At 64.8% G+C, this 20,994-nt stretch carries 20 protein-coding genes, 1 tRNA gene, 1 pseudogene and 1 other annotated feature; of the genes and pseudogenes, 8 read left to right on the top strand and 14 right to left on the bottom strand.

The features are described from left to right. Nucleotides 1–5: 5 nt before the first annotated feature. The 11 genes from AB5Y47_RS14555 to AB5Y47_RS14505 form a co-directional block, all read right to left on the bottom strand. A complete protein-coding gene (locus tag AB5Y47_RS14555; RefSeq protein WP_180906996.1) occupies nucleotides 6–785 on the bottom strand; it encodes a DUF1365 domain-containing protein in 780 nt (259 codons plus the stop codon). Continuing rightward, complete coding sequence (locus AB5Y47_RS14550) at nucleotides 782–2,041, bottom strand: NAD(P)/FAD-dependent oxidoreductase (protein ID WP_010673322.1); 1,260 nt, start codon at nucleotides 2,039–2,041, stop codon at nucleotides 782–784. Before AB5Y47_RS14550 ends, AB5Y47_RS14555 begins: the two co-directional genes overlap by 4 nt. After that, nucleotides 2,038–2,772 carry an SDR family NAD(P)-dependent oxidoreductase gene (locus AB5Y47_RS14545; RefSeq protein ID WP_270821137.1) on the bottom strand — a complete coding sequence of 245 codons (735 nt, stop codon included), beginning with the start codon at nucleotides 2,770–2,772 and terminating at the stop codon, nucleotides 2,038–2,040. The genes AB5Y47_RS14550 and AB5Y47_RS14545 overlap by 4 nt, the downstream gene beginning before the upstream one ends. Beyond that, nucleotides 2,769–3,197 (bottom strand): nuclear transport factor 2 family protein, encoded by a 429-nt coding sequence (locus AB5Y47_RS14540; protein ID WP_010673320.1) that lies wholly within the window; start codon nucleotides 3,195–3,197, stop codon nucleotides 2,769–2,771. The genes AB5Y47_RS14545 and AB5Y47_RS14540 overlap by 4 nt, the downstream gene beginning before the upstream one ends. A gap of 1 nt (nucleotide 3,198) precedes the next feature. After that, nucleotides 3,199–4,623, bottom strand: coding sequence for a deoxyribodipyrimidine photo-lyase (gene phrB / locus AB5Y47_RS14535; RefSeq protein WP_368220339.1), 1,425 nt, complete (start codon nucleotides 4,621–4,623; stop codon nucleotides 3,199–3,201). After that, on the bottom strand, nucleotides 4,620–5,507 hold the full coding sequence (locus AB5Y47_RS14530) for a MerR family transcriptional regulator (RefSeq protein ID WP_368220338.1): 888 nt from the start codon (nucleotides 5,505–5,507) through the stop codon (nucleotides 4,620–4,622). The genes phrB and AB5Y47_RS14530 overlap by 4 nt, the downstream gene beginning before the upstream one ends. Before the next feature lie 139 nt (nucleotides 5,508–5,646). After that, nucleotides 5,647–6,591, bottom strand: coding sequence for a YbgA family protein (locus tag AB5Y47_RS14525; RefSeq protein WP_368220337.1), 945 nt, complete (start codon nucleotides 6,589–6,591; stop codon nucleotides 5,647–5,649). 173 nt (nucleotides 6,592–6,764) lie between these two features. Further along, nucleotides 6,765–7,394, bottom strand: coding sequence for an outer membrane beta-barrel protein (locus AB5Y47_RS14520; RefSeq protein ID WP_039041374.1), 630 nt, complete (start codon nucleotides 7,392–7,394; stop codon nucleotides 6,765–6,767). Between the two features lie 178 nt (nucleotides 7,395–7,572). Continuing rightward, nucleotides 7,573–8,127, bottom strand: coding sequence for a DUF3157 family protein (locus AB5Y47_RS14515; protein ID WP_042864298.1), 555 nt, complete (start codon nucleotides 8,125–8,127; stop codon nucleotides 7,573–7,575). A gap of 88 nt (nucleotides 8,128–8,215) precedes the next feature. After that, on the bottom strand, nucleotides 8,216–9,079 hold the full coding sequence (locus AB5Y47_RS14510; protein WP_185975471.1) for a hypothetical protein: 864 nt from the start codon (nucleotides 9,077–9,079) through the stop codon (nucleotides 8,216–8,218). 114 nt (nucleotides 9,080–9,193) lie between these two features. Continuing rightward, on the bottom strand, nucleotides 9,194–9,793 hold the full coding sequence (locus tag AB5Y47_RS14505) for an HAD family phosphatase (protein WP_210538475.1): 600 nt from the start codon (nucleotides 9,791–9,793) through the stop codon (nucleotides 9,194–9,196). Nucleotides 9,794–9,984: 191 nt separating this feature from the next. Then, nucleotides 9,985–10,118 (top strand) — a sequence feature (Phe leader region). 38 nt (nucleotides 10,119–10,156) lie between these two features. Between AB5Y47_RS14505 and pheA the strand changes: the two genes are divergently transcribed. After that, a complete protein-coding gene (gene pheA / locus AB5Y47_RS14500) occupies nucleotides 10,157–11,329 on the top strand; it encodes a prephenate dehydratase (RefSeq protein ID WP_010673312.1) in 1,173 nt (390 codons plus the stop codon). A 625-nt stretch (nucleotides 11,330–11,954) separates the two neighbouring features. Here pheA and AB5Y47_RS14495 read toward each other — a convergent pair. Both AB5Y47_RS14495 and AB5Y47_RS14490 read right to left on the bottom strand, forming a co-directional pair. After that, complete coding sequence (locus AB5Y47_RS14495; protein ID WP_010673311.1) at nucleotides 11,955–12,380, bottom strand: LPP20 family lipoprotein; 426 nt, start codon at nucleotides 12,378–12,380, stop codon at nucleotides 11,955–11,957. Nucleotides 12,381–12,468: 88 nt separating this feature from the next. After that, the gene (locus AB5Y47_RS14490; RefSeq protein ID WP_010673310.1) at nucleotides 12,469–13,089 is read right to left on the bottom strand and encodes a FlgO family outer membrane protein; all 621 of its coding nucleotides are present in this window, start codon (nucleotides 13,087–13,089) and stop codon (nucleotides 12,469–12,471) included. A 265-nt stretch (nucleotides 13,090–13,354) separates the two neighbouring features. Between AB5Y47_RS14490 and AB5Y47_RS14485 the strand changes: the two genes are divergently transcribed. From AB5Y47_RS14485 to AB5Y47_RS14470, 4 genes and pseudogenes are all read left to right on the top strand, one after another. Next, nucleotides 13,355–14,506, top strand: a complete 1,152-nt coding sequence (locus AB5Y47_RS14485) for a flagellar assembly protein FlgT (RefSeq protein ID WP_039041370.1) — start codon at nucleotides 13,355–13,357, stop codon at nucleotides 14,504–14,506. Between the two features lie 50 nt (nucleotides 14,507–14,556). Continuing rightward, nucleotides 14,557–14,633, top strand: a tRNA-Arg gene (locus tag AB5Y47_RS14480). Nucleotides 14,634–14,895: 262 nt separating this feature from the next. Beyond that, nucleotides 14,896–15,720 carry a polyphosphate kinase 2 gene (ppk2, locus tag AB5Y47_RS14475; RefSeq protein ID WP_041214649.1) on the top strand — a complete coding sequence of 275 codons (825 nt, stop codon included), beginning with the start codon at nucleotides 14,896–14,898 and terminating at the stop codon, nucleotides 15,718–15,720. Between the two features lie 159 nt (nucleotides 15,721–15,879). Next, nucleotides 15,880–17,074: pseudogene (locus AB5Y47_RS14470) on the top strand (PQQ-dependent sugar dehydrogenase); the annotation flags it as partial. A gap of 81 nt (nucleotides 17,075–17,155) precedes the next feature. Here AB5Y47_RS14470 and AB5Y47_RS14465 read toward each other — a convergent pair. Then, nucleotides 17,156–17,950 (bottom strand): DeoR/GlpR family DNA-binding transcription regulator, encoded by a 795-nt coding sequence (locus AB5Y47_RS14465; protein ID WP_010673300.1) that lies wholly within the window; start codon nucleotides 17,948–17,950, stop codon nucleotides 17,156–17,158. A gap of 256 nt (nucleotides 17,951–18,206) precedes the next feature. Here AB5Y47_RS14465 and ltnD point away from each other — a divergent pair, with 256 nt between their 5' ends. The 3 genes from ltnD to AB5Y47_RS14450 are packed head-to-tail and all read left to right on the top strand — an operon-like array spanning nucleotide 18,207 to nucleotide 20,987. Beyond that, on the top strand, nucleotides 18,207–19,115 hold the full coding sequence (gene ltnD, locus AB5Y47_RS14460; RefSeq protein WP_045523655.1) for an L-threonate dehydrogenase: 909 nt from the start codon (nucleotides 18,207–18,209) through the stop codon (nucleotides 19,113–19,115). Next, on the top strand, nucleotides 19,112–20,362 hold the full coding sequence (gene otnK, locus AB5Y47_RS14455; protein WP_194860082.1) for a 3-oxo-tetronate kinase: 1,251 nt from the start codon (nucleotides 19,112–19,114) through the stop codon (nucleotides 20,360–20,362). Before ltnD ends, otnK begins: the two co-directional genes overlap by 4 nt. Next, nucleotides 20,355–20,987 (top strand): aldolase, encoded by a 633-nt coding sequence (locus tag AB5Y47_RS14450; RefSeq protein ID WP_319888494.1) that lies wholly within the window; start codon nucleotides 20,355–20,357, stop codon nucleotides 20,985–20,987. The genes otnK and AB5Y47_RS14450 overlap by 8 nt, the downstream gene beginning before the upstream one ends. The last annotated feature ends 7 nt before the right edge of the window (nucleotides 20,988–20,994 follow it).

Raw genomic sequence — 20,994 nt, 5'->3', positions numbered from 1 at the left:
CAGCGTCACGGGCGGCTCTCCGGATGGGTGAAGACGGGGGTGCGTTTGATAAAAAGGCGCAGGGCCTGCCAGTAGATCCCGAGCAGCACCTTCAGGGTCATCCAGGGCCAGCGAGCCAGCAGCGCCGCCAGCCCCTTGCGCGACAGCGGCGCGCGGCGCAGGGCCAGGGTGGCGTCAAACAGCTTGCTCTCACCGGATACGGGGTGGCTCTCGATATGGATCAGCGCCTCCTCTTTCGGCGCCCGGATGCGCCAGTGGTAGCGCATCCCCAGCCCCATGAAGGGGGAGACATGAAAATCCTTGTCATGGGGGGAGAGCGCCGCCAGATCCAGCAGGTAGTAGTGGCGCTCGTTCCAGGGGGTATTGGAGACCTCCGCCAGCAGGTAGCGGGTCTCCCCCGCCCGATCGCAGAAATAGAAATTAACCGGGCTGAAATAAAACCCGAGGCAGCGCACGTTGCCAAGGAGCAGCACCCGCCCGCCGGGCTCCGCATCCCCCCCAAGGGCCGCCACCTTGTCCCAGACCGCCTGCTTGAGGGGCCCTTCGCTGCCCCGCATATAGTCCTCGCGGCGAAACGAGAGCAGTCCGGCCCGCTCCACGGTAAACCAGCGCCCCTGCTCAAGCCCGGGCAGTTCGTCCAGATCCAGCCCCAGCATGAAGAGGCTGTATGAAAAAGCGTGGGCCCTGGGGGCGAAGCGGCGATGGCGCACCGAGCCTTGCCAGATGGCGCTGATCCCCTCCCCCATTCCCTCGTCCCCCTGCGTCAAGGCCGCGGCGCCGCTCATAGCTCGGCCCCGAAGCGTCTGGCCACGTCCAGGGCGCTGCGCACCCCGTCCTCGTGAAAACCGTTGTACCAATAAGCCCCGCAGAAGTGGGTATGCTGATGGCCACAGATCTCGCCCCGTCGCTGCTGGGCGGCGATGGAGCCCTGATTGAATACCGGATGATGATAGACGAAACGGCGCAACACCTTGCTCTCGTCCACCCGTCCACGGGGATTGAGGCTGACGCAGAAGGGCGCTGGGGAGCTCACCCCCTGCAGGATGTTCATGTTGTAGCTCACCAGGGGGCGCGCCCCGTCATCCTCACCGAGCTGGTAGTTCCAGCTCGCCCACGCCTTGCGGCGCATCGGCAGGCAGGAGGCGTCGGTGTGCAGCCAGACGTCGTTGGCCTGATAGGGCATGTTCCCGAGGATGGCCCTCTCTCCCTCGCTCGCATCCGCCAGCAGGGCCAGGGCCTGATCGCTGTGGCAGGCGAAGATCACCTCGTCAAAATGGGCCTCCTGCCCCTGGCTGGTGACCACGACGCCATCCGCCACCCGGCGCACCGCCTCCACCGGGGTAGCGAGGCGGATGTGCGACTGCCAGCCCGCCGTGAGCGGCCCTATGTACTCTCGCGAGCCCCCCGGGATCACATACCACTGGGGCCGGTTCGCCACCTCCAGCAGCCCGTGGTTGGCGAAAAACCGCAGGAAGAAGCTCAAGGGGAAGGCACGCATGTCCGCCAGGGTGGAGGACCAGATGGCCGCCCCCATGGGCAGGATGTAGTGACGGGCGAAATAGTCGCTGAATTTCCCCGCCTGCAGGAAGTCCCCCAGGGTCAGCTCGGGGGTCAGCTCCCGCTGGCGATGCGCGGCCAGCCAGGCCCGCGCCTCCCGGTTGAAGCGCAGTATCTCGGCGACGAAGCGATAGAAGCGCGGGCTCAGCAGATTGCGGCGCCGGGCGAACAGGGTATCGAGGTTGTGGCCGTTGTACTCCATCCCCTCGGGACTCTTGACCGAGAAGCTCATCTCGGCGGGTTGGCGCCCCACCCCGATGCGCTCCAGCAATTTGAGGAAGTTGGGATAGGTGCGGTCATTGAAGACGATGAAGCCGGTGTCGATGGCATAGTGGCGCCCAGCCTGTTCCACCTCCACGGTGGCGGTGTGGCCTCCCAGGGTCGGCGCCGCCTCGAACAGGGTGATGTCATGCAGCTTGTGGAGCAGAAAACCGGCGGTGAGACCGGAGATACCGGAGCCGACGATGGCGATCTTTTTCTTCATGAAGGGCGTCCTTTCGAAACGAGTGTGCGGCCAAGGCGCAGCCAGAGCCCCGTCGGCAGAGCGCCGAGCAGGCGCAGCAGCCAGATGAAGCGACGGGGAAAGTGGATCTGGTGGCGACCGGCGGCAAGCCCCGTCATGATGGCGCGGGAAGCCTCTTCCACCGTCACCAGGCAGGGCATGGGAAAATCATTCTTGTCGGTGAGCGGCGTCTGCACGAAGCCCGGGCGGATCAGGGTCACCCCGATGCCCTTGCTGGCCAGATCCAGGCGCAACGTATCCGCCAGATAATCGAGGGCCGCCTTGGAGGCGCCATAGGCCTCCGCCCGTGGCAGGGGCAGCCAGCTCACCGAGGAGCTGACGATGGCAAGCCGTCCACCCGCCCCCAACCGCGGCAGCAAGGCGGCCAGGGCGTTGCCGGTGGCAATGAGGTTGGTCTCGATGACCCGGGCAAACAGGGCGCCGTCAAAGCCTTCTGCCGGATCCATGTATTCACAGTTGCCCGCATTGAGAATGAGCAGGTCGAGGGCGGGCAAGCTTGCGGCCACCCCGGCCATGGCGGCGCTGTCGCGCGCATCGAATCGCAAAGGGGTGATCCCCAGGTCGGCCAGAGCCTGCAAGCGCGCCTCGTCCCGGCCACAACCCCACACCTGCCAGCCGGCGCGCCGATAATCCAGCGCCAGCTGGCGGCCGATGCCCGAGGTGGCCCCGGTGATCAGCACCCGGCCGCTCATGTCCCCAGCCTCCCCTTGATGGCCCGTACCACGGGCCCCAGCAGCGGCAACTGCTCGTAGAGCATGGCCCCGAGATCGAAGTAGTCCCGGTGCAGGCACACCTTGCCCCAGGAGTCGAACGTCAGCCGGGTGGCCCCCTCCACCCTGACGGCCCGGCCACCGGCAATCCTGGGGTGGGAGAAGGTCATGACCCAGGCGAGCCAGGCTTCGTTGCCCGACTGCTGCTGACTCGTTATCTCGAAACTGCACTGGGCAAGGCGCTCATAAAGGGAGGAAAAGTAGCGGGTGAGCGCGGCCAGCCCCTCTATCCGGTGCGCAGGATCGATGAAGAGCACCTCATCGGCATAGACCTCCGGCAAGCGGTGCAACTGATGCTTGTCCAATTGCAGGTAGAGGATGACAAAGCGGGCCAGCGCGTCATTCATACTAGTTTTTCTCCAGTTCGCGGAACATCTCGATGGCCCTCACCCGTGCAACGGCATGATCCACCATGGGGGCCGGATAATCCTGCCGCCCCTTGAGCCGCAACCAGTCGTGGGGCTCGTGGAGATAGGCAGCAGGCACATCCGCCAGCTCAGTGACCCAGGTACGAATGAACTCCCCTTGTGGATCAAATCGTTGCCCCTGGGTGGTGGGGTTGAAGACCCGGAAATAGGGCGCCGCATCGGCCCCGGTCCCCGCCGCCCACTGCCAGCCGCCATTGTTGGCCGCCAGATCCCCGTCGATGAGCCGACTCATGAAGTAGTCCTCCCCAAGCCGCCAGTGGATATGGAGATCCTTGGTGAGGAAGCTCGCCACTATCATCCGCAGCCGGTTGTGCATCCAGCCGGTGGCGTTGAGGCAACGCATGGCCGCATCGACCACGGGGTAGCCGGTGCGCCCCTCGCACCAGGCGGCGAAGGCATCCGGATCCCAGCTCCACGGCAGGGCCGCCGTCTCCGGCTTGAAGGGGCGGTTCATGGAGAGGCTCGGGATCAGCACCAGCAAGTGGCGGTAGAACTCGCGCCAGATGAGCTCGTTGAGCCAGACGAAACCGGGTTGGGCCTTCGACTGGGGCCGGTAGCCGAGACGCTGCTGCAGCGCCCCAACGCACTGGCGGGCACTGATGATGCCCGCCGCCAGATAGGGGGAGAGCACGGAGGTGCCCGCCAGCGCCGGAAAGTCCCGGGTCTCGCCGTAATCGAGCACAGCCTGATCCAGAAAAGTGTGCAACCGGCGGCTCGCCTCGGCCTCCCCCACCGGCCAGCGGGTGTCCGGCGTCAGATCCCCCAGCCCGTCGTCCACCCACTCCCGCTCGGCCAGGGGCAGCCACGGCAACGGCTCACCGCGTGGTGCGGGGGCACGGTGAATGACGAAGCCATCCTCCTCGAGAGCCTTGAGCCAGGCGCGGCTGAAGGGGGTGAAGACCTTGAACATCTCCCCCGACCCGGTCAGCACCCGACCGGGCGGCAGTACGCAGCAGCCGTTGAACCAGTGGCTGGTCATGCCCTGCTCCCCCAGCGCGGCGCTGACGGCGTGGTCGCGGCGCAGCTCGTCAATCTCGATGGCCTGGTTGGCGTAGAGCTGGCTCACCCCGAGATCCCGGCAGAGCGCCGTCAGCGCCGTCGGCACCTCGGCAAAGGTCTCGACCCGCAGCAGATGAAGCGGAATGCCGAGGGCCGCCAGCTCGCGGCCCATGGCATCCACCTGCGCCAGCATGAAGCGCTGGCGGACCGGGGCCAGCTTGTGCGCCTGCCACTGGGTCGGCGAGACGATGAAGAGTGCGGCGACCGGTTCATCTCCGGCGCAGGCGTGGCGCAGGGCCGGGTTGTCGGCCAGACGCAGATCGTTGCGAAACCAGACCAGCCTCATGACGGTGTTCTCCCGCCCTTGCCCTTCGCCTTGGCAGTGCGGGGCGTCGCACTGACCTCTGCCAGGGTGGCGTGCCAGTTGCGGGCACGCCGCCACGGCTCATCGTAGAGGCGTCCCAGCTCGCCAAAGAAGCGTGTGCCCGCAGGCCATTCGGCGGCCTGGTCCTGCTTGCCGAGCCCGGCCCCCAGCAGGATCAGCCAGGGGGGAGTGGCACGCCCCTCCAGCAAGGTGGCATGGCGGGGCTCCACCGCCCCCAGCAGTTGCACCTCATAACCCTGACCGATGAGCTCATACGCAGCCCAGACCAGATCCAGCGGCCCCACCTGCCCCCAGCTTGCCAGGGTGACGGGCACGCCCTTCTCCTGCTCGATGAGGTGGCGGGCGAAGCGGGTATGCAGCCAGCCGAGCCACACCTGTTGCAGCAGCTCGCCATCGGGACGCTCGCGCCACAGCCCCAGCAGCCGCTCCACCAGGGGCTGCAGCACCCGGCTGCGCACCAGCTCGAAGGGGTAGCTCGCCAGCAGATCGCCAAGATCGGCCTCCGCCTTGCGCTGGTTGAAAGCGAGCAGCGCCTGGCTGAACTGCTCCAGGGTCTGCTGCCAGTGATCGCTCACCGGCGCACTCTGGGGCTCGCTCAGGAGCCCCTTCACCTGACCTATGCTCACCCCCCGCTCCAGCCAGCTCAGGATCTCGCCTATCTGGCGGATATCCTGCTCGCTGTAGAGGCGATGGCCCTTCTCGGTTCGGGCCGGTTGCACCAGCCCGTAGCGGCGCTGCCAGGCGCGCAGGGTGACGGCGTTGACGCCGGTGAGGCGGGAGACCTCGCGAATGGGGTAGACGCCCTCGTCGGGGAGAGGCGCGGCTGCTTGTGATTCATCAGACATGAGAGAGTCCATCAGACGTTGGGAAGAGGCCCCGGTGATCCGCCGGGGCCTGCACAGGGTGTTCAGAGCCCGTAGCGCAGCTTGAGCGTGTCGGGATGAAGGTCGAGGTAGGCCTGATCGGCCAAATCCAGCCACACCTTCACAGCCCGTAACGCAATTTCAGCGTGTCGGGATGGGGATTGAGGTACACCTGCTCGGCGAGATAGGGGTTCGGGTACTCGCGCAGGTAGTGGCGGATCAGGGTAAGGGGCACCAGCAACGGGAAGACCCCGGTGCGGTACTTGTCGATGGTGTCGCACAGCTCCTGCTTCTGGGCCGGGGTCAGCACCCGCTTGAAGTAGCCCTGCAGGTGCATCAGCACATTGGTGTGGCTGCGGCGGTTGGCCCGCAGGGTCAGCGCCGCCATCAACCCCTGGATGTAGCTGTCGGCCACCTCCTGCAGGTTGGCCTTGCCAAGGTTGGCGAGCAGGCGCCCCAGCGCCCGGTAGTGGGTGGTGGCGTGGGAGAGCACCAGGTACTTGTAGCGTGAATGGAAGCGGAGCAGGGCTGAGGCGGTGATCCCCCGGGCGCAGAGCTGCTGCCAGTCGTGGTAGGCGAAGACCCGCAGCACGAAGTTCTCCCGCAGGATGGGGTCGCACAGGCGGCCATCTTCCTCCACCGGCAGCAGGGGGTTGGCCTCCATCAGCGCCTTGGCGAAGAGGCCGACCCCCTCCTTGGCGCTCCCCTCGTTGTTGGCGCCATAGATGCGCACCCGCTCCATGCCGCAGCTGGGGGACTTGGCGCAGAGGATGTAGCCGGAGAGGAAGTCGAGCTGGCGTGCCTTCTGCTCGCTGAAGGCAATCAGCTTGTCGGTGACGTCGAAGCTGCCGTTGCTTGCCTCGGCCCGCACCTCGCCCTGGCGCTTCACCAGCCGGATGGCGGCGCGGGGTGCCCCCAGGCCAATGGCCATCTCGGGGCAGACGGGGTGATAGTCGAAATGGGCACCCAGATCCCGTTCGCAGAAACTGGATCGTTTGTGGCCCCCGTCGAAGCGCACTTCCTGGCCGAGCAGACAGGCACTGATACCGACCTTGATCTTGTACATGATGAAGCCCCTTGTATAAGCCTTGAGTAAGTTATAGCAGTTATACAAAAGATTGGAAGCTGTATAACTATTGCGAACTGATACGGCCAGGGGGCGGCGGGCGGATCAGCCCCCATAAAAAAAACCCATGACCGAAGTCATGGGTAAAGGTGAAGACCCTGCAGGAAGGATGATCAGAAGCTGTATTTCACACCCAGGCTGGAGATGGAGCCTTTTTGCAGATCCCAGTTGCGATAGGTGTAGTCGGCGGTGAGGGCCAGGTTCTGGGTCAGCTTGTAGGCCGCCCCCGCCTTGAAGTCGTGCATGTCGTCGGTCATGTTGGCGTAGCGATAGCCGGTGGAGAGCTCGACGGCGCCGATGTCGTAGCGCAGGCCCACTTCTCCGTAGAGGCTGCCGCTCTTCTTGCGGGCCAGGGTATCCCAACCGGAATGGTTCACGTCGGAGGCCAGCTCCCGTTCCAGGCTGTAGCCCATCAGGCCGGTTTCACCGTAGAGGTTCAGGCCGGTGCTGAGGGGGGTGTAGACACCCATCCCCAGGCTGGAGATGGCCATGCTGTCGTTGCCGCTGCTGCGGGAGGTGTATTCGCTGCCGATCCGGCCATAGACATTGCTGGTGAAGCTCTTGGAGAGATCCAGGCTCAGGCCGCCGAAGTCGCGGTTCTCCCCATCCTTGCCACCGATGTAGTCAGACTTGGTGTGGGCCCAGGTGGCAGAGCCCTTGGCATAGCTGAAGGCATCTTGCGCCAGGACGGAGGTGGAAGAGAGGCCGGCCAGAACCAGAACAGACAGTGCGATCTTTTGCATTTTGTTGACTCCATGGGTTGAGTTAGGCGGACCTAACTGGAATGGAGCCATTGTGACGGGCAAAGGGGGCAACGCCGAGGAGCAAGCTGTTGCCAAACCATGTCAGATGTAAGCGGATATTGCTGGCGGTTACCGGTGCAACACTCTGCGGGGGAGCGAGGGCTCCCCCGCCGTCATCCTAGCGGAACTCCACCTCGTCGATCTGCACCCGCACCAGCGGCTTGCCGGTGAGGCCGGCGGGTCGTGCCAGCTCGATGGCCCGGGAGGCGCGTGCCTCCCCCTTGCGCAGGTAGGAGTCAGGCAGGCGGTTCTCCCCGACCCAGAAGCGCACGGGCTCGGTCGAGAGCTGCACCCCGTCGGCACTGAACAGGGTCAGGCTGCCGTTGACGCGCACCACGTTGCGACTGCCGGTGTTGCTCACCACGAACTGCAGGCTGAGGGGATCGTCCCCCGCCACCTGGTCCAGCTTCACCGTGATGCCGTCCCGGGTCGCCTGGGAGAGCAAGTCGGGATGGGCCATGGCCTGCTCGGTCAGCACCGGGGCTGCGACACTCGCCGTCACTGCCTGACCGGCTACCGTGGCTGCCGGCTTGACCAGCAGGTATTCCCAGGTGAAATCGTCATTGAGTTGCACCTGGCGACCATCCGGCAAGGTGATCTGGTGCAGGGGAGCCGCCTCGGCCAGCAGAGGGCACAGACAGAGGGCGACCAGCAGTCGGGAGAGGGGTTTCATGGGCAGGCACTCGATAAAGGATGCGAAGGGGGCAGTATAAAGAGTCGTGCCCTCCTTGCCTATGACCCCCCTCACGTTACGCCCCGGCTCAGATGACCAGGGGGTGGGGATCCTCCAGCGTGGCCAGATCCAGGGTCACCAGATCGAACTGGGCACTCCTGAGGGCCTTCTGGATGGTGGGCTGCATGTCGAACACCAGGGCCCGCAGCCGTTCGGGCACCCGGATCCTCGCAAGGGTGGTGACCCTGTCACCCAGGGTATGGAAGAAGACCTGGGCTCCCCCCAGCCCCATGTCCACCAGCATCTGCTCGGCCATGTCGACCATCCGCAGGTGCCGCCTGTCCAGGGAGGCCATATCGACAAACCGCCGGCTCAGGCAGGCCTCCCCCACGTCTCCCCAGAGCGCCAGTTGCCGCTGGTGAAAGCCGTAGCGAAAATCCCGGTTGGTCATCCCCTGCTCGGCAAAGATCCAGAGGGTGTTGGCGGGCAGGCTGTGGAATCGGCGCAGGTACTCCCGCTTCTCCTCCACCGAGGCCGACATCAGCAGCGGCGGGCCCTCTTCATGTTCGAGCTGCTGGCAGAGGTAGCGCACCGGGTCGGTCACCTCGGCGAGGTGGCCCAGGTGGGCGCTGAAGATCATCTCGTCGGTCTTGAGCACCTGATGGGGGATGCCGTAGTGCCGGCAGTAGCGCTGTGCCCTGGCCACCGACTGGCGGCTGAGGGTGGGGTTGTCCAGGGTGATGGCGCGAAATCGCACCCCGCTGGCCCGGCACAGATCCATGCTGTAGCAAGATTCCAGTCGGCCGGAGAAGGAGACAAGCAGTTCGCTGTAACCGGCCAGGGTGTTGATGAGCCTCTGTTCCCTGGCTTGAAAGGTCTGATCGTATCCCCGATGCAGCGCAACGACATTGGCATCCATAACAACAACTCCGGATGATGAACTGGATACCATTTTGCCCGCACCAAGCTGAATATACACTTAAAGAGCATGGATAAAGCTGTACGTTATTTGCCCTCAATCAAGGTTTTGCACACTTTTTTCGCTGCGAAGCGAAACTGGCTCTCCTCAGGCAGGCAACAACCCCTGAGCGATCAGATGCGCCCGGCACCGGGCCGGATCGGTGAAGATCAGCCCCCGCAGACCGAGCGCCTCGGCCGCCGCCACGTTGGCCGGGCTGTCGTCGATAAAGAGGCACTCCCCAGCCTTGAGGTCGAACGACACCAGCAGATAGCGGTAGATGTCGGGCTCGGGTTTGAGCATCCGCACCCGGGCCGACACCACCTTGCCGCTGAAGAAGCGCCAGAAGGACTGATGCTGCTCCAGCCAGTCGATGCTGGCGTGCCCCATGTTGGAGAGGGCATAGAGGGGGTGGCCTGCACCGTGCAATTCTTCGATGAGCGCCACCATGGCAGGATCCGGCACAAGGGAGGACGGCACCGCCTGCAAGATGGCCAGATTCTCCGCCATCGACAGGCCGGTGCGCCCCTGCGCCTGACGGGCCATGGTGTGCAGGGAGAGGGTCCCCCTGTCCACCTCCAGCCAGTCCGGGTGGTTGAACAGCTGCTCCGCGATCGCTGTCGCCCCATCGGGTCCGCGCACCCCACTCACTATGGCCACCGGATCCCAGCGCACCACCACCCTGCCCAGATCGAAGATCACCGCCATCGTCTCGTCCCCTCTATGTGTTGTTGCCACGGATGTGGTCACGGCGGTTGCCACAAACAGGGACCAGAACGACGCTCACTCCCCCTCGGCAACCCGAGCCACCACCCTGCCCCGTTCAACGCCCCCGGGCAAGTTTTACTTGCATCGCACCGCCAAATCCCTTAATGGTTATGGCGTTACATTCAGGACACGCCCATGAACACACCATTCTTCTTTGTTTTCTCGTTTACCCGGCCCACATGAGGGAAGGCCCGTCGTCACGTGAACCATTCGCGTAAACAGAAACCAAAGACGAATCGAGCCTCCCCAGCGGAGGCTTTTTTTTGCACCACACACCACAGAATCACTGGATAGGGAACCACCATGGCAACGCTCGACGAGATCAGACACGACATCACCCAGTTGGATCAGGAGCTGCTCGCCCTGCTGGCCAAACGCAAGACCCTCAGCATCGAGGTCGCCCGCGCCAAGCAGGCCAATCCCCGTCCCATCCGTGACCACCAGCGCGAACAGGACTTGCTGGTCGCCCTGATCCAGAAAGGGCGCGCCCTCGGACTGGATGCCCAGTACATCACCCGCATCTACCACACCATCATCGAAGACTCCGTGCTCTCCCAGCAGGCCTACCTGCAGAGCCTGCTCAACCCCCAGCAGCAGGAGCCCATGACCAGCGTCGCCTACCTGGGACCGCGCGGCTCCTACTCGAGCCTGGCCGCCCGCAAGTACCTGGCCCGCTACAAGGATCAGGTGATCGAGGTGAACTGCCAGAACTTCCGCGAGGTGCTGGACACCGTGGAGTCGGGCCGTGCCGCCTTCGGGGTGCTGCCCATCGAGAACACCAGCTCGGGCTCCATCAACGAGGTGTACGACGTGATGCAGCACACCACCCTCTCCATCGTGGGTGAACTCACCTATCCCATCGAGCACTGCATCCTCACCGCCGTGCCCACCGAGATCGAACGCATCAAGACCTTCTACGCCCATCCCCAGGTGTTCCAGCAGTGCTCCCATTACCTCAGCAAGCTGGAAGGGGCGCGCCACGAAATCTGCGACTCCTCCTCCAGCGCCATGATGAAGGTCAAGGAGCTGGCAAGCCCGGAAGCGGCGGCCATCGGCAGCGCCGCCGGCGGCGAGCTCTATGGCCTGGACGTGCTGGCCGAGCAGCTCGCCAACCAGAAGGAGAACTACAGCCGCTTCATCGTGGTGGCGCGCAAGCCCATCGACGTGGCGCCCCAGATCCCCGCCAAGACCACCCTCATCATGTCCACCTCCCAGAAGCCGGGCTCCCTGGTGGAGGCGCTGCTGGTGCTGCGCAGCCACGAGATCAACATGACCAAGCTCGAATCCCGTCCGGTGCAGGGCAACCCCTGGGAGGAGATGTTCTACCTGGATGTCTCCGCCAACCTGCAGACCCCGGCCATGCAGGCCGCCCTGCTGGAGCTGACCAAGATCACCCGCTACATCAAGGTGCTGGGCTGCTACCCGAGCGAAGACGTCAAGCCGACCGCCGTGCCGCCCGTCTTGATGGGAAGCTGATGGGGAGCGGATCCCGCCCCTGCCACACAAAGGCGAGCACCGGCTCGCCTTTGTGCTCTCTGCGCCCTCCCCGTGAGACGCGCCCGGTCCCGCCCCTCCCTTCCGGCGTTAAACCGCCCTCCACCCCCTTCCTCGTGGACCCGGGATCCTGGCGCTGCTGTCTTTCCACTCACCATCAGGCCATCTTCCTCCCGTTGCGGCCTCCTTTTGCCGCCTGCCGGGCCTTTCTATCGTTTGACTTTATTTAACGACATGGCAGCATCGTTAGATTTCCCTAAACAAAAAAGGCCGCCATTCCGGCGCCCGGGCACCTCTTGTTCTACTTCAGCCCCCTTTTTCCTCGCCACAGGCCGGATCCCGCCCGGCCATCAAGTCCGTTTCTCCTGCAGAAGACCAGCTCTCCCCCCAAGACGCCAATCCCGGTTATCCTCACCGCAGGCCAGTTATCCCCCAAGACGCCAACCCCGGTTATCCTCCCCAGGCCCTATCCCGTCCAAGGCGCCAGCCCCGGTTATTCCCCGCAGATCCGAGCTCTTTCCCGACCAAACAAAAAGGCGAGCCTGCGCTCGCCTTTGTCTGTGCCGTGATGATCGCCGGGCTCATGCCGGCGCCCCCCGGACCCGCCCTAGAACTGGCCCGCCATCAGCTGGTTCAGGTGATAGAGGTTGCGGGTGTCGAGCTCCAGCTCGGTGGCATAGGTGTTGCCACGGGGATAGGTCGCCACCACCCGGGCACCGCGCACCATGCCCGCCACCGACACATCCAGGGAGTTGGAGGTCTGGGTCAGGTCCTTGTAGCTGCTCTGGCCGCGCACCTGCTGGCCATTGAGCTGCTCCGCCAGCTCCCGGTAGGCGTCCATCTTGGAGGCGCGGATCGCCTGCAACATCTTCTCGGACTGGGAGGGACCGGGCTGGATGTCGATCACCGCATAACCCACCGCCTTGAGCACCGGGAAGTCATCGGGCTTCTCGCCCACGTCATAGTTCACCACCCGGTTGCCACTGCACGCCGTCAGCAACATGGCCATCAGGCAACCCAACAAGATTTTCATCGCTGTTTCCCCGTTTTCCTGTTCACCACACCCGATGTGTCACGGCTCAATGTCAGCCAGCCCGCTTCACGCTTCATGACGCGCCACCTCAAGGGGTCAGGTTGACCAGATGGCCGGACGGGCTCTGGCCCCCCCGCATCAGGTAACCGCGATTGATGGAGGCCCGGCCAAAGGAGTTGCTGGCACCGGACAAATATTGTTTCGGGATCAGGCTCTGGGCCGTGGTCTCCACCATCTTGGTGCGCAGATCGATGATGCGGGCGTTGACCAGGATCCCCTGCTGATTGCGGCTGAAGGTGCCGGTCAGGATGCGGGAGATGGGCAACCGGGACGAGAGATCCTTGTAGTTGCGGCTCATCACGAAGTCCCCCTGCGGGGTCACCTGGATGTTGCCCGTGGTCTTGAAGTCCACCACCACTTCCCCGCGCCGGTTCAGCTCGTAGATGAAGCTCTCCTCGATCTGCTGCCCCATCCAGTTGGTGTCCTTCAGGGTGTCGAGATCGACAAAGGAGGCGACCGCAATGGGCTCGGTCAGAGTCGTGAGGGACTTGCGCTCCATCAGCTGATCCGTCATGCGGGCCACCAGCCAGTTGAGCTCCATCCCCTTCGCCGCCTGGCGAGGGTCTCCCAGCTCCCGATTGATGGGGTCGGCCGACCCGCAACCGACCAATGCCAGCGCCACCGCCAGCACCGTGATAACTCTCTTCATGGATACCTTTCCTGTATCTGCACCTGACCTGTTATCGGTCGCAACCGCCAACACTTGAGGCGGGAATGCGCGCAGGATCCTCGATGATCCCCAAGCAGAGGCGCGTACTGTGCCACCGGAGCCCGCCGTACGGGCTCCGGCCAGGGAAGAAGGCATGGTTCTTGCTTTTATTTGGTCACCCGCTCCGGTGCAGACCGGATCTGTGTCCAGGATCCCTGACCCGCCCCACCGGCGGCAGCGGGGTCGCCCACTCAAGGTGTTTGTTATGAAAGTTTCGCTGCTGTTCACCCTGCTGCTGGCCAGCCTGTCGGCCAGGGCCGAACTTATCGAGGCCCAGGGCAGTGCCGCCATTCTGGGGGGCGACGAGGTCTACGCCCGCGAGCAGGCGACCCGGGATGCCCTGCGCCAGGCGCTGCTGGCCAGCGGTGCCTCCGTCTCCAGCATCCAGCGCCTGGAAAACGGCAGCCTGCGCTCCGAGCAGATCCAGATCCGCTCCGGCGGCGACATCCGCCAGTACCGCCTCAAGCGCGAAGAAGTGCGCAACGGCCGCATGTACATCACCCTCGTGGCCGACATCCAGGCGGAGCGGCAGATCTGTCAGACCCAGCACTACGCCAAGGATTTGACGCTGGTGCGTCTGCGCATGCGCTACCCGGACCAGGCGAGCACCGGTGCCCTGGACGACATGCCCGCCGATCTCTCCCGCCGGCTGTTTGAAACCCTGGCGACGACGCCCCAGGTGGTCGCACGCCAGTGGCTGGACGAGAACCTGCGCATCGACCCTCTCCATCTGCAACAGGGGGATCGCAGCGCCCTCGAGGAGATCAAGGCCCTGAGCCTGCGCACCGACAGCCAGTATCTGGTGCTCGGCAGCATCGACGACCTCTCCCTCGAGCCCCAGGGCAACGCCCTCACCAGCTGGTATGAGGATCCCGTGCGCAACTTCTCCATGCAGCTCTACCTGTTCGACGGCATCAACGGCAGCCTGCTCGGCCGCAAGGAGTACAAGGGCCGTGCCAACTGGACCTTCTCCAAGCGGGAACAGGTGGGCAGCAGCGGCGGCCAGTTCTGGCAGTCGAGCTTTGGCCAGGAGGTGGGCTACCAGTTGAAGGAGGCGGCCCAGGACATCGCCGCCGAACTCGCCTGTGCCCCCGTCACCGCCCGGATCGTGGCCCAGCACGAGCGCGGCCCCCACATCAACCTGGGCCGTCGCAACGGGGTCAAGCTCGGGGACCAGTTCCGGGTCCAGCACAGCGCCGACTTCGTCGACCCCTATGGCAAGTCCAGGGTGATGCGCAACCCCGCTGACGGTCTGTTCGAGGTGGTACAGGTGTTCGAGGATGGCGCCATCATCAGCAGTCAGAACAAATATTCGCCGTTCAATGTCCAAATCGGTGACCTGGCCGTATTGGAATAGGAATCAAGGGTTTAAAAGCACAATGCTTCTTGTATAATGCCCGCCACAAGGTTCCCGTAGCTCAGCAGGATAGAGCGGTCCCCTCCTAAGGGACAGGCCACTGGTTCGACTCCAGTCGGGAACACCATACACAGCAAGGGGCTGGCATCGTCATGATGCCAGCCCCTTGTGCGTTTCTGCGCCATTTCCCCTGCATCCATGGCGGCCAGGTCCCGCCCCCCCCTCTTCAATGTCTCACTGCCACCAACAACCCCGCGAGCCCCACCAAAGATGATCCCGGCCATCCCCCGGTAGTTGCCACTCCCGGTGGCGGCACACCGTCATCTACCCTTGAAGGGCGCCGTCCGGCAGGACGGCCTTCCATTCGCCGAGACACAGAGAAGGACATCATGGGCAGCAAACGAAAATCCAGAACGGAAGAACCGGTCGTGGCCGAGGCGCAAAAGCCCCTTGGCAACAAGGCATACGAAAAAGCGCTGCGCCTCTTGCACGTGGAGCTGGTCAGGCTGCAGCAGTGGGTGGTGCACAAAGGACTCAAGGTCTGCATCGTCTTCGAGGGGCGCGACGGGGCCGGCAAGGGGGGCACCATCAAGGCGATCACCGAGCGGGTCAGCCCCCGGGTCTTTCGGGTCGTCGCACTGCCCGCCCCCACGGAGCGGGAGAAGAGCCAGCTCTACTTCCAGCGCTACATCCCCCATCTGCCGGCGGCGGGGGAGATCGTCATCTTCGATCGCAGCTGGTACAACCGGGCCGGGGTGGAGCGCATCATGGGCTTTTGCAGCGAGGAGGCGAGCGACAAATTCCTGGCTGGCACCCCCATGGTGGAAAAAGCCCTGGTGGACTCAGGCATCATTCTGCTGAAGTACTGGCTGGAGGTGACCCCACAAGAGCAGGAGCGGCGGCTGCGTGATCGCATCGACGATGGCCGCAAGATCTGGAAGCTCTCCCCCATGGACATCAAGTCTTTCGATCGCTGGGATGATTACACCCGGGCGCGGGATGCCATGTTCATCGCCACCGACACCGCCTGGGCCCCCTGGTTCGTGGCCCACTCCGAGGACAAGAAACGGGTGCGCCTCAACATCATCTCCCACCTGCTGGCGCACATCCCCTACGAGGCGCTGCCGGCGGAGCCGGTGAAGCTGCCCAAGCGCAAGATAGGCAAAGTCAAACCATCGGAGCACCCGCTTCGCATCGTGCCAGCCCTCTTCTAGCCAGAGGGGGTGAGCCCTGGCTCACCCCCTTTCCCTTCCTACCCCAAGGGGCAACAGGCGCTGCCGGTATCACCCAATAGCTTGTTGTTGCTCACGTTTTCCCGTTTGCCTCCCCTATACTTCAGCGACATTCAGGTCTGGCCGAGCGAGGAGGCCCCCATGTTGCGACTGTTTGCCCTGCTGCTTGTCTGCCTGGTGCTCCCGGTGCGGGCGCTGACCCTGACCCCGGTGGCGGGGGAGCTACGCCACCCCTGGGGGCTCGCCTTCCTGCCGGATGGCGGCTACCTCGTCAGCGAGCGCCCTGGGCGCCTGCTGCGCATCGACGCGGGTGGCAACCGCCATGTGGTCTCCGGCCTGCCGCCCCTCGCCGCCACGGGTCAGGGGGGTCTGCTCGATCTCGCCCTGGACGGCGATGGCTGGCTCTATCTCAGCTACAGCGAGCCGGGGGACGGAGGCGCCGGCACCGCCGTGGCCCGGGCCCGACTGCAAAAAGACACCCTCGTCGACTGGCAACTGCTGTTTCGCCAAGAGCCCAAGGTGGCCGGCGGCGCCCATTTCGGCTCCCGCCTGGTGCTGACGGAGGACCACCTCTTCATCACCCTGGGGGATCGCTACAGCGAGCGGGAGCGGGCCCAGACGCTGGACAACCACCTCGGCAAGACGGTGCGTCTGCACAAGGACGGCCGGGTCCCCGCCGACAACCCCTTCGTCAAGACGCCGGGGGCCCTGCCGGAGATCTGGAGCCTGGGCCATCGCAACATGCAGGGGGCGGCCCTGCGCCCGGGCAGCCAGCAGTTCTGGGCTCACGAGCACGGTCCCCAGGGCGGGGACGAGGTCAACCTCATCCTGCCAGGCCACAACTACGGCTGGCCCAGAGTGACCTTTGGCGAGGAGTACGGGGGCGGCAAGATTGGCGTGGGCCAGAGCGCGCCGGGCATGACGGCGCCACGCTGGATCTGGGTGCCCTCCATCGCCCCCTCGGGCATGACCTTTTATCAGGGGGACCTGTTCAGGGAGTGGCAGGGGGATCTGCTGGTCGGCGCCCTGCGTGGTCAGGCCTTGTTGCGCCTGCACCTCGACGGAGACAAGATAGTGTCGGCAGAGCGGCTGCTGACCGATCTGGGGGAGCGGATCCGTACCGTCAAGGAGGGCCCCGACGGCGCCCTCTACCTGTTGACGGATTCAGGCCAGGGGCGCCTGCTCAAACTGACCCCATAGCATGAAAGGAGCAAGGATGAAGACGAATCGCATGCTGCTGGTGCTCTGCACCAGCCTCTGGTTGCTGGGCTGCAACACCATCCACGGGATGGGGCGGGACATCGAGAAGGCGGGGGAGGTGATCCAGGGCTCCGCCAAGCTGACGGACGCACCGGCCGCAGAGGGTCGCTGATCCCGGCCAGGTGGCGCTGTGGTTCGCCGCCTGTCGCCCCTCCTCTTACCCCTGTTCGGCGCTGGCCACCAGACTGGCCAGCGGCGCCATGGTCACCCTGACCCCGTGCTGTGCCAATGCCTCGCGGGCGCTCTGGGGCAGTTGCTCGTCGGTGATCACCTGATCGATCGCATCCCAGCTCACCACGTTGAAGGTCCCCACCTTGCCATATTTGGACGAATCGCAGATGAGGATGCGGGTCGCCGCCGACTCCACCACGGCCCGCTTCACCGGCACCTTCTGTTCGCTCGGGGTGGAGATCCCCTGACTGTCCCAGGAGGAGGCTGACAGGAAGGCGATGTCCAGATGGAGGTTGCGCAGGAAGTGGGCAGTGGCCTCCCCGGCACAGGACTGGTTCTCGCGAATGACCTGACCCCCGGTGTGATAGAGGCGGCAGCGGCCGTGCTCGATGAGGTAGGCGCAGACCATGAAGTCGTTGGTCACTATCATCAGGTCTTCCCGAAGCGCCAGCTCCCGGGCCAGCTCCAGGGAGGTGGTACCGGCATCCAGATAGACGGTGCTCCCCTCGCTCACCTGGGCGGCGGCGAGCCGGGCAATGGCCAGCTTGGCCCCCTGCATCAGGCTGCGCTTGGCGGCGTGGGAGGGCTCGCTCTTGATCCGCTGGGAGAGGCTGACCCCGCCGGAGACGGAGAGTACCCGCCCCTGCTCCTCCAGCTTCTGGATGTCGCGCCTGATGGTCATGTGGGAGACCTGCAGCCAGTCGGTCAGCTCCACTATGCTGACCACACCGCGCTCTGCCAGCAGTTGCAGGATACGTTGCTGTCGCTCTACGGGAATCATCTTGCCTCGCGCCTCGGGAAAAGGAAGGTGCCATTCTACCCCAGCGACCTGGGAAAAAATGATAAATAACCTGAAACGGGCTCACAAATCACATTTATTCACAATAAACACGCTAAAACTTGACCCAAAAGAATCTCAATCCGCATAAATAACAAAAATTAACACTCAATAAGTTATTTTTTGTGACGACTGCCTGATATTTCATCGCCGCAAGCCTCTACTATCTGCTCATCAGTCGTAATCGAGGAATCACGAGATGAGCACTCCCTATCATGTTGCGGTCATCGGCCTGGGCGCCATGGGCATGGGCGCCGCCCGTTCCTGCCTGCGGGCCGGGCTCACCACCTATGGCATCGACCTCAGCGAACAGGCCCGCGGCCAGTTGCAGCAGGCCGGTGCCGCCGCCGTCATGGCCGATGCCAGGCCCCTGGCCGAGACACTCGATGCCGTGCTGTTGCTGGTGGTCAACGCCACCCAGGTGCGCCGCATCCTGCTCGGCGAAGCGGGGTTGGCTCGCCACCTCAAACCGGGCACCGCCATCATGGTCTCTTCCACCATCGCCGCCGAAGAGGCGAGCGCCCTGGCTGCCGAGCTGGCGCTGATGGGGTTGCCGATGCTGGATGCGCCGGTTTCCGGTGGTGCCATCAAGGCCGATGCCGGCGAAATGACGGTGATGGCCGCAGGCTCCGACGCCGCCTTCGACAAGCTGGCCCCGGTGCTGGATGCGGTGGCCGGCAAGGTCTACCGGGTCGGCAGCGAGCCGGGCCAAGGCAGCACAGTCAAGATCATCCACCAGCTGCTGGCCGGGGTGCACATCGCGGTGGCCGCCGAGGCCATGGCGCTGGCCAGCCGGGCAGGGGTGTCCCTGGATCTCATGTATGACGTGGTGACCCATGCCGCCGGCAACTCCTGGATGTTTGAAAACCGCATGCCTCGGGTGCTGGCCGGTGACTACCAGGCCCGCTCCGCAGTGGACATCTTCGTCAAGGATCTCACCCTGGTGGCGGACACCGCCAAGGCGCTGCGCTTCCCGCTGCCGCTCGCGAGCACGGCGCTGAACATGTTCCTCGGCGCTAGCAACGCAGGGCACGGCCAGGAAGATGACAGCGCCGTCATCAAGATCTTCTCAGGCATCACCCTGCCGGGTCAGGAGGAGCAAGCATGAAACTCGGAGTCATCGCAGACGACTTCACCGGCGCCACCGACATCGCCGGTTTCCTGGTGGAGAACGGCCTCGCCACCATCCAGTTTGCCGGCATCCCGGCAGAGGCGGATCTGACCGGGGTCGACGCCGTGGTGATCAGCCTCAAGAGCCGCTCCTGCCCCGCGGACGAAGCGGTGCGCGACTCCCTGGCGGCCCTCGACTGGCTCAAGGCCCGCGGCTGCCCGCGCATCTACCAGAAGTACTGCTCCACCTTCGACAGCACGGCGGCGGGCAACATCGGCCCCGTCACCGACGCCCTGCTGGCGGCGCTGGAGAGCACGTTCACCCTGATCTGCCCGGCCCTGCCGGTGAACGGTCGCACCGTCTATCAGGGCAACCTCTTCGTCGGCACCCAGCCGCTCGCCGAGTCCGGCATGCGCCATCACCCCATCACCCCCATGACCGACAGCAACCTGCTGCGGCTGATGGAGGGACAGGCCCAGGGCCGTGCCGGTCTGGTGCCGTTCAATACCATCGCACAGGGCCCCGGCGCCATTGCCGACGCCTTTGAGCAGCTAACGCAAGCTGGTGTGCGCTACGCCGTGGTCGACACCCTGACCGAGCAGCACCTGCTGGACATCGCCACCGCCGCCCTCGACATGCCCCTGGTGACCGGCGGATCCGGCCTCGCCATCGGCCTGGCCCGTCAGCTTGGCAGCGGCGATCTGCAGGGTGCCCGCGAAGCGGGCTGGCCCAGAGGCACCCGCGCCGCGGTGCTGTCGGGCTCCTGCTCCGAGATGACCAACCGTCAGGTGGCCCGCTATCGCCAGCACGCTCCTGCCCTGGCGCTGGATGTGGTGCGCTGCCTCGAAGATGCCGACTACCCGGCCGAGCTGGCGCGCTGGGTACTGGACCAGCCCCGTACCCCGGCGCCGCTGGTCTACGCCACCACCAGCCCGGCAGAGCTGGCCCGCATTCAGGAAACCCACGGCCAGCAGGCGGCCAGCGATGCGGTGGAACACTGCTTTGCCCGCCTCGCCCAACTGCTGCAAGGCGCCGGCGTGGACCGCTTCATCATCGCCGGTGGCGAGACCTCGAGCCGGGTCACCCAGGCCCTCGGCGTCAAGGCGTTCCACATAGGCCCGCAGATCGCCCCCGGTGTGCCCTGGGTGCGGGCCATCGACGCCCCCCTGTCGCTGGCCCTCAAGTCCGGCAATTTCGGGAGCGACGACTTCTTCGACAAGGCTCAGGAGTACTTCCATGACTGAACAGGCACTGCGCGACACCATGGTGATGCTGGGGGCTTCTCTCTTCCAGCGCGGTTATGCCACCGGGGGCGCCGGCAACCTCTCCGCCCTGCTACCGGACGGCACCCTGATCGCCACCCCGACCGGCTCCTGCCTGGGACGGCTCAGCGCCGACAGGCTCTCTCACGTCAACCTGCAGGGGGAACACCTGGGAGGTGATCGCCCCTCCAAGGAGGTGGCCTTCCACCTCGCCATCTACCACAACAATCCGGACTGCCGGGCCGTGGTGCACCTGCACTGCACCCACCTGACCGCCCTCTCCTGTCTGGAGGGGCTGGATCCGGCCAACGTCATCCGCCCCTTCACCCCCTACTACGTGATGCGGGTCGGCCAGTTGCCGCTCATCCCCTACTACAAGCCGGGGGATGCCCGCATCGCCGAGGAGCTGGGGCGCCGCGCCCCCGAGGGCAACGCCTTCCTGCTCGCCAACCACGGCCCCGTGGTGACCGGCAAGGATCTGGTGGATGCGGTCAACAACATGGAAGAGCTGGAGGAGACGGCGCGTCTGGCCCTGATGCTCCATGGCCAGTCCATCCGCTACCTGAGTGAACCCGAGATCACCGAATTGAGGAGCCTGAAGCCATGAGCCAATC

Origin of the sequence: Aeromonas sp. R7-2, assembly GCF_040908105.1 — a bacterium.
Lineage (GTDB): Bacteria > Pseudomonadota > Gammaproteobacteria > Enterobacterales > Aeromonadaceae > Aeromonas > Aeromonas caviae.
This window is presented reverse-complemented; position numbering and strand designations above follow the sequence as displayed.